The sequence below is a fragment of the Actinomadura chibensis NBRC 106107 genome (genome assembly GCF_001552135.1).
Classification (GTDB): Bacteria; Actinomycetota; Actinomycetes; order Streptosporangiales; family Streptosporangiaceae; genus Spirillospora; species Spirillospora chibensis.
The window spans coordinates 48,261-59,381 of sequence record NZ_BCQP01000074.1 but is presented as its reverse complement, the minus strand read 5'-3'; the positions used below and the strand labels follow the sequence as shown (position 1 = coordinate 59,381).

Annotated in this window: 11 protein-coding genes; 4 read left to right on the top strand and 7 right to left on the bottom strand. The window is 73.9% G+C overall.

All coding sequences use genetic code 11. The features are described from left to right. On the bottom strand, window positions 1-263 hold a 263-nt coding region (locus tag ACH01S_RS36875), incomplete at its 3' end, for a Cgl0159 family (beta/alpha)8-fold protein (protein ID WP_441359851.1). Between the two features lie 239 nt (window positions 264-502). Here ACH01S_RS36875 and ACH01S_RS36870 point away from each other — a divergent pair. Further along, complete coding sequence (locus tag ACH01S_RS36870) at window positions 503-2,656, top strand: terpene synthase family protein (protein ID WP_067903400.1); 2,154 nt, start codon at window positions 503-505, stop codon at window positions 2,654-2,656. An 84-nt stretch (window positions 2,657-2,740) separates the two neighbouring features. On the opposite strand, the gene ybiA is transcribed toward ACH01S_RS36870, so the two are convergent. After that, window positions 2,741-3,310 (bottom strand): riboflavin biosynthesis intermediates N-glycosidase, encoded by a 570-nt coding sequence (gene ybiA, locus ACH01S_RS36865; protein WP_067903396.1) that lies wholly within the window; start codon window positions 3,308-3,310, stop codon window positions 2,741-2,743. A gap of 262 nt (window positions 3,311-3,572) precedes the next feature. On the opposite strand from ybiA, the gene ACH01S_RS36860 reads away from it, so the two are divergent. The 3 genes from ACH01S_RS36860 (at window position 3,573) to ACH01S_RS36855 (ending at window position 5,118) form a co-directional block, all read left to right on the top strand. Beyond that, entirely contained in the window at window positions 3,573-3,971 is a 399-nt protein-coding gene (locus ACH01S_RS36860; protein WP_067903392.1) for a hypothetical protein, read from the top strand. A gap of 186 nt (window positions 3,972-4,157) precedes the next feature. Further along, entirely contained in the window at window positions 4,158-4,280 is a 123-nt protein-coding gene (locus tag ACH01S_RS46365; protein ID WP_255220377.1) for a hypothetical protein, read from the top strand. A gap of 82 nt (window positions 4,281-4,362) precedes the next feature. Further along, complete coding sequence (locus tag ACH01S_RS36855; protein ID WP_067903388.1) at window positions 4,363-5,118, top strand: aminoglycoside adenylyltransferase family protein; 756 nt, start codon at window positions 4,363-4,365, stop codon at window positions 5,116-5,118. Between the two features lie 13 nt (window positions 5,119-5,131). Here ACH01S_RS36855 and ACH01S_RS36850 read toward each other — a convergent pair whose 3' ends face one another. Genes ACH01S_RS36850 through ACH01S_RS36830 form a run of 5 tightly spaced genes read right to left on the bottom strand, consistent with a single transcriptional unit; the run spans window position 5,132 to window position 10,739 of the window. Next, entirely contained in the window at window positions 5,132-6,043 is a 912-nt protein-coding gene (locus tag ACH01S_RS36850; RefSeq protein WP_067903385.1) for a WD40 repeat domain-containing protein, read from the bottom strand. Between the two features lie 56 nt (window positions 6,044-6,099). After that, window positions 6,100-7,146, bottom strand: a complete 1,047-nt coding sequence (gene galT, locus ACH01S_RS36845) for a galactose-1-phosphate uridylyltransferase (protein WP_067903382.1) — start codon at window positions 7,144-7,146, stop codon at window positions 6,100-6,102. A gap of 10 nt (window positions 7,147-7,156) precedes the next feature. Beyond that, on the bottom strand, window positions 7,157-7,801 hold the full coding sequence (locus tag ACH01S_RS36840) for a GTP-binding protein (RefSeq protein ID WP_067903379.1): 645 nt from the start codon (window positions 7,799-7,801) through the stop codon (window positions 7,157-7,159). Beyond that, window positions 7,782-8,159, bottom strand: a complete 378-nt coding sequence (locus tag ACH01S_RS36835; protein WP_067903376.1) for a DUF742 domain-containing protein — start codon at window positions 8,157-8,159, stop codon at window positions 7,782-7,784. Before ACH01S_RS36835 ends, ACH01S_RS36840 begins: the two co-directional genes overlap by 20 nt. A 6-nt stretch (window positions 8,160-8,165) precedes the next feature. Next, window positions 8,166-10,739 carry a sensor histidine kinase gene (locus ACH01S_RS36830; protein WP_067903426.1) on the bottom strand — a complete coding sequence of 858 codons (2,574 nt, stop codon included), beginning with the start codon at window positions 10,737-10,739 and terminating at the stop codon, window positions 8,166-8,168. Window positions 10,740-11,121: the final 382 nt, after the last annotated feature.

Below are 11,121 nucleotides of genomic sequence, written 5' to 3'. Positions count from 1 at the left end.
AGATCCTCGATCACGTCGGGTGTGCCGAGCACACCGTCCACGCCGGGACGCTCCAGCGCCACGCACAGCCGGTCGAGCAGCTCGCCGCGGTCGGCCATCGCGACCGGGTCGCGGCCCACCCCGAGCGTGCCGCGGGCGGGCTGGTCCGCCGCGACGATCAGCAGCCGCCCGGACGGCGCGGCCCGGCGCGCCCGCGCCGCCGCGGCCGCCGCGACCGCCTCGGGACGGAGCGCGCGGGTCTCGGCGAGCTCGCTGATCCGCACGCCGCCGAGTCTGCTGAGGCGCACGGCCCGGTGTCAATCCGGATGATCACACGCCGTCGAAGGCCCGCGCCGGAGCGTGTCGCCCGCCGCGCGTCTTCGACAACCTGACCATGACCTCGCCTTACCGGTGGTTTTGCCGTGGAATCGGGAGAGCAATGTGTCACCGTCGGTAACTTGCCGAATGCTGTAAGTTGCCGAACGGACGCCCCGGACCCCTGAACCGACAGAGAGGCCGGTCCATGCAACCGTTTGAGCTGCCCGACTTCTACGTCCCGTACCCCGCCCGGCTGAACCCGCACCTGGAGGGCGCGCGGTCGCACACGATGGCCTGGGCGCGCGAGATGCGGATGCTCGACGACGCCCGCGACCCCGGCACCCCCGACGTCTGGACCGAGTCCCAGCTCGAAGCGATGGACTACGCCCTCCTCTGCGCCTACACCCACCCCGACTGCGACGCCACCGAACTCGACCTCATCACCGACTGGTACGTCTGGGTGTTCTACTTCGACGACCATTTCCTAGAGGTCTTCAAGAAGCCGCAGGACCAGGAGGGCGCCCGCGTCTACCTCGACCGGCTCCCGCTGTTCATGTCGCTCGACCCGCCCGCTCCGCGCAACGCCGTCGAGCGCGGGCTGGCCGACCTGTGGGCGCGCACCGTCCCGGCCAAGTCGCAGGCGTGGCTCGCCCGGTTCTCCGAGAGCACGCTCAACCTGCTGCGCGAGTCGCGGTGGGAGCTGTCCAACATCAGCACGGGACGCGTGCCGAACCCGGTCGAGTACATCGAGATGCGCCGCAAGGTCGGCGGCGCGCCGTGGTCCGCCGACCTGGCCGAGCACGCGGCGGGGATCGAGGTCCCCGAGCGCGTCGTCGGGACGCGGCCGCTGCGCGTCCTCAAGGACACCTTCTCCGACGGCGTCCACCTGCGGAACGACATCTTCTCCTACCAGCGCGAGATCGAGTCCGAGGGCGAGATCAACAACTCGGTGCTGGTGATGGAGCGCTTTTTGGACGTCACCCCGCAGGCCGCCGCCGACACGGTCAACGACCTGCTGACGTCCCGGCTCCGGCAGTTCGAGAACACGGCGGTCACCGAGCTTCCGCAGCTGTTCGAGGACCACCGCCTGAAACCCGTCGAGCGGGCGAGTGTGTCCGCCTATGTGAAGGCCCTCCAGGACTGGCAGTCCGGATGCCACGAATGGCATATGCGCTCCAGCCGCTACATGAACAAGAAGAAGCCGATCGGGATGTCGGCGACCCGCGTCCCCGCGCTGCTGAGGTCCGCGCGGATCAGCCTGCCGCACGTCCCCTACCAGAAGGTGGGGCCGACGCCGCTGCCCGACTTCGACGTCCCGTATCCGGCCCGGGTCAACCCGAACCGCGCCGCCGCCGGGCGTAGGGCCGTCGAATGGTGCCGTGAGATGGGCATGTTCGACCCGCAGCCGCGGCTGCCCGTGCCGATCTGGAGCGCGGAGTCGACCACCGGGATGGCGTTGGAGATCTGCGCCGCGTCCCTCGCCCCGGACGCCTCCCCGGACGCGCTCGACCTCGCCGTCCAATGGCTGGCCTCCGGAACCTACGGCGACGACTACTTCCCCGCCGTGTTCAACCGCGACCGCGACATGGGCGGCGCGAAGCTGTTCGCCGCCCGCGCGTCCGCGTTCATGCCGCTCGACTGCGGCGTCGCGCCCGCGCCGGAGAACCCGTTCGAGGCCGCCCTCGGCGACCTGTGGCGGCGCACCGCCGAACCGATGGACCACGACGGGCGGCGCCAGTTCCGCGCGACGGTCGAGCACATGGTCGAAAGCTGGCTCTGGGAGCTGAACAACCATCTGCAGGCGCGCGTCCCCGACCCCGTCGACTACATCGAGATGCGCCGCCACACCTTCGGCTCCGAGCTGACGATGGCCCTAGCCCGGATCGGGCGCGCCCACCAGATCCCCGCGCACGTCTTCGAGACCCGCACCCTCCGCGAGATCGACGCCTCCGTCATGGACGTCGGCTGCCTCATGAACGACTGCTTCTCCTACCAGAAGGAAATCGAGTACGAGGGCGAGCTGAACAACGGCGTCCTCGCCGTGCAGAACTTCTTCGGCTGCGGACGCGACGAGGCGCTGCCCATCGTCAACGACCTCATCACGTCCCGCCGCCACCAGTTCGAGCAGCTCGCCGAGCACGAACTCCCCGCCCTCTGCGACGAGCTCGGCCTCGACACGACCGCCCGCACCGCGCTGGCCTCCTACCTGGACGAGCTGCGCGACTGGATGGCGGGCATCCTCAAATGGCACCGGGAGACCGACCGCTACGACGAGCGCACGGCGCCGCGCCCCCGCGTCCCGTCCCCGTCCGGCCCCGGCACCTCGGCCTTCCACCTGCCCACCCGCCTGAACCACTGACCCGCGCCCCGCCACCACGGTCGGGCCACACAGCAACGGCCAGCCCGCCACTACGCCCGGCCCGCGGCTACGGTCGGGCCGCGGTTATGGGCGGGGGGTGGTGAGGGTCTCGCGGACGGTCATCAGTGCGAAGCCGAGGAGGTTCAGGCCCGGCCAGGCCGACGGGCGTCCGGCGCGGGGGTCGTCGGCCGCCAGGCCGATGCCCCACACGCGGTCCAAGGGGCTCGCCTCGACCAGGACGCGGTTCCGGGTGCCGACGAGGTAGTCGCGCAGCTCTTCGTTCTGCCCGAACTTCGCCTCGTTGCCCCTGGTGACGATGCCGACGCGGGCGTCCCGCCAGGCGTCCTCGGCGAAGCCCCGGACGCGCCGTCCGAGGTCCTTCGCCTCGCTCGGATGGGACGCCGCGACGATCGCCGCCGCCGTTTCCTCGTCGCCGAAGAGGCGGGCCTTCTCCGCCATCATGTAGTGCTCGGCGGTCGCGTAGACGGTCCCGTCAACGGTGAAGGGGGCGGGCCACCATTGGCTGAGATAGCCCGGCCCGCGCTTCCGATGACCCCAGAAGAACAGGAATTCCACATCGCCCGCCTCGGCGGCCGGGATCAGTTCCGCCACCGACCGCGCCGAAAGGGCGTCACGGGGTTCGCTGTCCGTCATGGGCGGCATCCTTCGGTCCGGAGCGGGCGCTGGCGACTGGGACCCACCCGCGCGGCCGTCCGGTGCCCTTGCCCAGGTGGATGCCGAATTGTCGCACGCACCGGCCACCGCGCTCCACCGCTCCTCAGCGCGACTCGGACGCGGCCGAAGCGGCGCGCGGCCCCTGGCTGGATGCGGCCATTCCACCGGTCGTGATTCGACCGTGACGGCGGCCGGAAATGATCAATGGCATCGGGCCGATCGTCCAGGTCGGGAGGCCGCCATGCAATTCACCGGCTGGGGATGGACCGCGTTCGCCATTCCCTTCTTCGCCCCGTTCCTCGGGGCCGCCGCCGGCGCCGGGCTCGGCGCCGAGGGGCTGACGCCGATCCTGCTCTGCGCGGTCGGCGGCGAGTACGCGGCGGCGGGGCTGCTGTTCCTTCTCGGTCTCGCGGTGAACAGCACGCGCACTCCCCAAGGGCGGCACTGGCGCAACGACCACACCCTCGCGGAAATGTCGCTGCAATTCATCGGCGTCACCGTCGCGCTGGTCATCGGCTCGATCATCCTGTCGATCCGGGTGGGGCAGGTGACGGCGGCCTGGCTGGGCTGGGCGGCCCTCGTCGCGACCGTCGCGGTGTCGGGCGCGATCGGCGCGGTCGTCTACCGGAAGACCGACTGAGCCGCCGCCGAAAGGCGGCCCAATGGGTCCGGGTCCACCGGGAATCAACGGTTCGCAACGGCGGTTGAAAGGTGCGTCGCGGGCCGCGCGAGAGCACGCGGTCTAGACCATTTTGCGAAACCGGGTCCGGGGTCGGGAACATTTCCGTGTTCGCGGCCCGGCCGAATCAGGAGGACAGCACCGAAGATGAGCACCCCTCTGGCGAACCCTCGTCGCACCAAGATCGTCGCGTGGCCCGAGCGGCGCCCGGCGGAGCAGGACGCGGAGCGTCCCGCCGAGGCGGAGGCGAGAGAGGGCGCCGCGCATTGACGGCCGCCAGGCCGAATAGATCGGAGCCCGCCCGGGACGCCCGGGCGGGTTTCGCGTTCCCGGCCGGGCCGTTCGGGGTGCGGTGGTGACGCAGAGGGAGACCGTCGTCGGGCTGGTCCGCGACGTGTTCGGAGACGACGCCGTGGGCGCGTACCTGCACGGCTCGGCCGTGCTCGGCGGCCTGCGCCCGCACAGCGACCTGGACGTCCTCGCCGTCGTGAAACGCCCGCTGGGTGACGCCCAGCGCCGCATCCTCAGCGCACGGCTGCTCGACGAATCGTGCCATCCGGCGCGCGGCGAGAAGCGTCCGGTGGAGCTGACCGTGGTCGTCCAGGACGCGGTCCGGCCGTGGCGCTTCCCGCCGGAATGCGAATTCCAGTACGGCGAATGGCTGCGCGCCGAGTTCGAGCGCGGCTGGACGTCGCCGCCCAGCCCGAGCCCCGACCTGGCCCCGCTGCTCGCCATGGTCCTGTTCGGCGGCCGGGCGCTGTTCGGGCCGCCGCCCGGCGAGGTGCTCGACCCCGTCCCGCACGGCGACCTCGTCCGCGGGATGACCTCCGGGATCCCGGACCTCCTCGCGGAGCTGGAGACGGACACGCGCAACGTCGTGCTGACCCTGGCGCGCGTCTGGGCGACGGCGGCGACGGGCGAGATCCGCGCCAAGGACGCCGCCGCCGCGTGGGCGCTCGACCGGCTGCCGGGCGAGCACCGCCCCGTCCTCGCCCGGGCGAGGTCGGTCTACCTCGGGCGGGACGACGACCGCTGGGACGACCTCCGTCCCCGGCTCCGGCCGTTCGCCGACCATCTCGTCGGCCTGATCGGCGACGCGGGCGGCTAGGCGGCAAGACGTTCTAGGGGCGCAGGCGGGCGGTGTAGAGGCCGTCGTCGGTGGCGGCGAGGAGCGTCCCGTCCGGGCTCAGGGCCAGCTCGGCGACCGGCGCCGGGATCTTCACGTCGTGGGACGGCGTGGAGTCGTCGGCGTCCCAGGCGAGGACCGTGCAGGGGTCGTCCTCCAGCACCGCCGCGACGAGGATCGAGCGCCCGGCGCCGGTGGCCGCCACCGGGCGGCACGGCCCGGGGACGGTGAGGACGGCGACCCAGTCGCCGTTCAGGCACCGCACGTGCAGCGCGTTCCGCGCCGGTTGGACGAGCACCGGCCCCCGCGCGGACGCGGCCAGCACCACGTCGCCGAACGGGAGGGCCGCGACGTCCTCGCCGCGCTCCACGTCCAGGACGAGGACGTCCGCCTCCCCGGCGAGGGCGACGAGCGGGCCGGACGCGGGCGCCGCGTGCAGGATCGCGCGGTCGATGGCCGTGCCGTGGCCGAGCCACAGCGCGAACTCCGCGAGCCGGTCGCCCGACAGCGCGTCGAAGACGGTGACGCGCGCGTCGTTCGCCGGGCCGAACACCGCGACGACCGCGCCGCGGCCGCCGTGCGCGGCGAGGCCGAGCAGGTCGGGCTGGCCGTCGAGGACCAGCTCGTGCCCGGTGCCGGGACGCTGGACGTGGACGCGGTCGCGGTGCGTCCAGGCCACGATCGGGACGCCCGCGACCGGCACGCCGAACGTCCAGTCGGCGCGGCCCGCGGGGAAGTCGGGGATCGGCGGGCCGAGGACGGCGCGCGCCGCCAGGTCCCACACGAGACCGGCGTTGGCGCCTTGACCGGCCTGGGAGGCGAACGCCAGCGGAGTCCCCCCGGACGCCGCGGCGACGCCGTCGAACGAGCCGTCCGCCAGCGGGGACGCCAGCACGCTTTCGGGCATGCGAGGGAGGGTAGGGCACCGGACTGAGATCGTTCCACGAAGTGGCGAAACCGTGCCTATCCGGCCGCGCGGAGCCGCGCCGCCGCCTCCTCCGGCGGGACGTCGTTGATCCACGCCGCCATGCCCGACTCCGACCCGGCCAGGTACTTGATCTTTCCGGGGGCGCGCCGGACGGAGAACAGCTCCAGGTGCAGCCGGACGAGGTCCCGCCCCTCCCCCACCGGCGCCTGGTGCCAGCCCGCCACGTACGGGAGCGGCGCCGGGTAGAGGGCGTCGCAGCGGCGGAGCAGGTCGCGGTACAGGACGGCCAGCTCGTCGCGTTCCGCGCCGCCGAGCGCGGCGAGGTCCGGGACGTGCCGGTGCGGCGTCAGGTGCACCTCCACCGGCCAGCGCGCGGCGGCGGGGACGTAGGCCGTCCAGTGCTCGCCCGCGAGCACCACGCGCGGGCCCGCCCGCTCGGCCGCCAGCACCTCGCCGAACAGGCCGGGCCGCGCCGCCGCCATCGCGAGCGTCCGCCCGGTGCGCGGCGGGACGAACGGGTAGGCGTAGATCTGCCCGTGCGGATGGTGCAGCGTCACGCCGATCTCCACGCCCCGGTTCTCGAAGACGTAGACCTGCCGGACGTCCGGGAGCGCGGACAGCGCGGCGGTGCGGTCGGCCCACGCGTCCACGACCGTCCGGACGCGGGACACCGGCAGCGTCGCGAGCGACGCGGAGTGGTCGTCGGTGTAGCACACGACCTCGCAGCGTCCGGCGCCGCGGAAGCGCTCGACGCCGTCCGCCGCCGCTGGGACGGGCGGGGTGCGCGCGTCGAACGACGGGAACCGGTTCTCGAACACCGCGACGTCGTAGGCCGGGTCGGGGACCTCGGACGCGGGCCCGCCCGGGCACAGCGGGCACCGGTCGGCGGGCGGCAGGAACGTCCGGGTGTTGCGGTGCGCGGTGATCGTGACGTGGTCGCCGGTCAGCGGGTCGCGCCGGACCTCGCAGACCGGCTCGACGGGCGGCAGCCCGCGCGGGTCGGGGACGGGCGTCCGGCCGGGCGCCTCGTCGTAGTAGACGATCTCGCGGCCGTCCGACAGCCGCGCCCGGGTCCGGTACACGACCGGGACACTACAGCGCCGGGGTGATGTGCCCCGTCTCGGCCTCGTGCACGGCCAGCAGGTGCTTGACGAGCGTGGTCAGCACGTCCTTGCCGGACGCGCGGTCCCGCACGTCGCAGAGCACGACCGGCGTCTCCGGGACGAGGTCGAGCGCCTCCCTGATCTCGTCCGGGGTGTAGTCGTAGCCGTCGTCGAAGCAGTTCACGGCGATGACGAACGGCAGGCCGCGGTTCTCGAAGTAGTCGACGGCGGGGAAGCAGTCGGCGAGGCGGCGCGTGTCGGCCAGCACGACCGCGCCGAGCGCGCCGTAGGACAGCTCGTCCCACATGAACCAGAACCGGTCCTGGCCGGGCGTGCCGAACAGGTAGAGGATGAGCCCGTCGCGGATCGTGATGCGGCCGAAGTCCATCGCGACCGTGGTGGTGGTCTTCTGCTCGACGCCCTCGGTGTCGTCGACGCCGACGCCCCGGTCGGTGAGCAGCTCCTCGGTCTGCAGCGGGCGGATCTCGCTGACCGACCCGACCAGCGTCGTCTTGCCGACCCCGAACCCGCCCGCGACGAGGATCTTCACCGCCACCGGGACGGGTCCCTCGTGGGCGGGCGGACCCCCGGAAGCCTCGTCGGAGCGCGCGACCTCAGAGCGCTTGGAGACCATGGAGCACTTCCCTCAGCAGACGTTCCTTGGAGAGCGTGCTCTCCGGTTGGGGACGGGTCGCGGTGATCAGCCGGTGGTGCAGCAGGTCGCCGAGCAGCACCCGCACGACGACCAGCGGCAGCTTCAGCCGCGCGGCGATCTCCGCCACCGGCTGCGGCTGCACGCACATCTCCAGGATGTCGACGTGCTCGGGCCCGATGCCGGGCGCGCCGCTGCGGGGCCGCGCCGCCGTCGAGATGATCGTGATCATGTCGAACGGCTCGCCGGTGGCGGGGCGGGCGCGCCCGCGGGTGAGCGCGTACGACCGGACGATGGGCCCCGCCTCGTCATCGAGCCATTCGCTGCCAGGACCGGTCATGGCCCGTCACGTGTCCTCGTCGCCGGCGGCGCGGGCGTCGTCGACGATCTCGGCGCGGCCGCGCCGCGTCCCCCGCTGGATGGACGACATCATCGAGCGCAGTTCCTCGGGCGTCCGGCGGGGGCGGTCGGCGGCGCCCGGCGGGGGCGGCGCGCCGAGCGGCTGCTGCTCGCGGAGCTGGGACGCCATGTTCTCCTGCCGGACGCGCTTCGGCAGCGCCGGGCGGCCGGCCGTGTCCCCGCTCGCGGGACGCCGCCGGACGTCGCGCGGCGACCGCGGCACGCCCGGCTTCGGCGGCGGTGGCGGCGGCTCGGCGGCGGACGAGGGCGGGACGGCCGCGGACGGCGGCTCGCCCCACGCCGACGGCGACTGGCGCTTCCGGGGCAGCGGGCCCTGCACGGGCTCCTCGAACACGGGGATGGGGCCGGTCTGCGCGTCCGGGCCGGACAGCGGGCCCTCCCGCGGCGGAGGCGGCGGGGCGGCGGCAGCGGCGGCGGGCGGCGGCGCGGGCGCGGCGTGCCGTCCCGGCAGTTGGAGGACGGACCCGCCCTGGTCGAGCCCCGGTTCCGCGCCGGGACCCGCGCCCTGGTCGAAGGCGTCGTCGAACGGCCCGCCGAGCCCGGGAGGCGCGCCGCGGCGCTGCCCGCCGACGACCGTGCCGACGGGGACGAGCGCGTCCTCGGCCCGGCGCGTGGTGAGGGACGGGGCGCCGCGCTCGGCGTCCGCGTCGTCCGGGACGACGAGCTCCTCCGGCAGCAGCACGATCGCCGTCATCCCCCCGTACGGGGACGTCCGCAGCGTGACCCGGATGTTGTGCCGGCGCGCGAGCCGCCCGACCACGAACAGGCCGAGCTGCGCGCTGTCGGACAGGTCGAACTCGGCGGCGGTCGCAAGCCGCTGGTTCGCGGCGGCGAGGCTCGGCTCGTCCATGCTGAGCCCGCGGTCCTCGACCTCCAGCGTGAAGCCGTGCGACACCGCCTGCCCCTGCACCTGGACGGTGGTGTGCGGCGGCGAGAACGCGGTGGCGTTCTCGATCAGCTCGGCGAGCAGGTGGATCACGTCGGCGACGGCGGGCCCGACGATCGCGGCCCGGGTCATCGGCGCGACGTTGACCCGGGTGTAGTCCTCGACCTCGGACGCGGCGGCGCGGGCGACGTCCACGATCGCGACCGGGCTGCGCCAGCCGCGGCCCGGCGCCTGCCCGGACAGGATGATCAGGCCCTCCGCGTGCCGCCGCATGCGGGTGGCGAGGTGGTCGACGCGGAACAGGTCCTCCAGGTCGTCGGGGGTCTCGATGCGGCGCTCCATCGCGTCCAGCAGCTTGAGCTGGCGGTGCAGCAGCGTCTGGCTGCGCCGGGCGAGGTTCACGAACACGTCGCTGACGTTGCGGCGGAGCGTGGCCTCCTCGACCGCGCTCTGGATCGCCGTCCGCCTGGCGGCGTTGAAGGCGTCCCCGACCTGGTCGATCTCGCGGGTGCCGAACGCGAGCGGCGGCGCCTCGGCGGCGACGTCGACCTCCTCGCCGCGCCGCAGCCGCCGGACGACGCCGGGCAGCCGCACGTCGGCGAGGTCGAGCGCCTCCTTGCGCAGCCCGGCCAGCTCGCGGATGACCGACCGCGCCACCCAGATCGCGAGGACGAGCGAGGCGACGACCGCGACGAGCCCGAGCGTCCCGGCGAGGACGACCCGCGTGATGATGGCCGACGAGATCGGCTCGGCGCGCTTCTCCGCGCCCGCCGACACCGCGAGCTCCAGGCCGCGCAGCCGGGTGAGGTTCGAGTCGGCGGTGGTCTTCCACAGCACGCCGCCGGGCCCGCCCGCGGCGGCCACCGGGCGGGGCGAGGCGACGAACCGGTCCTCCAGCGCCCGCAGCCGCCCGTGCTCGGGCATCGTCACGACCCGCCGGTAGTACGCCTGGTCGGCGGCCCGCAGCTCGGCGGACGCCGACCCGTAGAGGGAGCGCTGCGTGCCGACGAGCTTGATGAACTGGGCGTGCTCCTCCGGCGTGATCCGTCCGGCGGCGAGCGCGCCCGCGAGCAGCGCGTCCTCCTGGGCGAGGACCTCGCGGGCGCGGGTCAGCGACGCCTCGTTGCGGGCGTCCTTCGCGACCTCGGAGTTGTTCAGCGTGGCGAGCGAGCCCTGCAGCGAGCCGACGTCGGCGAGCAGCGCCGTGTAGTCGGCGAACGCGCGGGCCCGGTCGGTGCGGCCCGCGTCGATGGCGCGGCGGCGGGCGTCCAGGCCGTTCAGCTCGGCGAGGATCCGGTCGGCCAGCCGCCGGGTGTCGGCGGGCGCGGCGGCGCGGGCCGACTCGTCGCCCGCGAGGCGGCGGAACAGGTCGGCCTGCCGGTCGGTGACGAGCCGTCCGGACTCCATCGAGGCCCGGTCGCCCTCCAGCCGTCCGCCGAGGTAGACGACCGACAGCCGCCGCTCCGCCTGCAGCGCGCTGCCGAGCGCGCCGGACGGGTACCCGTAGTGCTCCTGGACGGTCTTCACATGCCGGAGGTTCAGCCCCTCCCCGAGCGCGATGCTCGCGGCGAACCCCCACAGCACGCTGAGCGAGACCACCGACACGGTGACCATCAGGATGACCTTGAACCGGATGGAGCGGAATCGCGCGGCCTTGGGAGCCCGCCGGTGGCCGGCGGCTGACTCGACGGCGGGGCCTCGTTTCGACACTGCGGCTGAACTTTCGCTCGGACGGACGACGATGACGGGGGTGCTGGCGCGAGACGAACGGAGCGGACGGGCGGGGACCAGGCGGGTCGGAGCGGGCGGGGGACGGGCGGGTCGGAGCGGGCGGGGGGACGGTCGGAGCGGGCGGGGGACGCGGGCGGGCGGGAACGCGGAACGGACGGGGGGCAATGGAGGGCGGGGAGTCGGCGCGGGACCCAGGAGAGCCTAGAACCGCGCGCCGCCGTGTGTCGACAGTTTCCAAATCATCACGTTTTGTATGCACGAACAC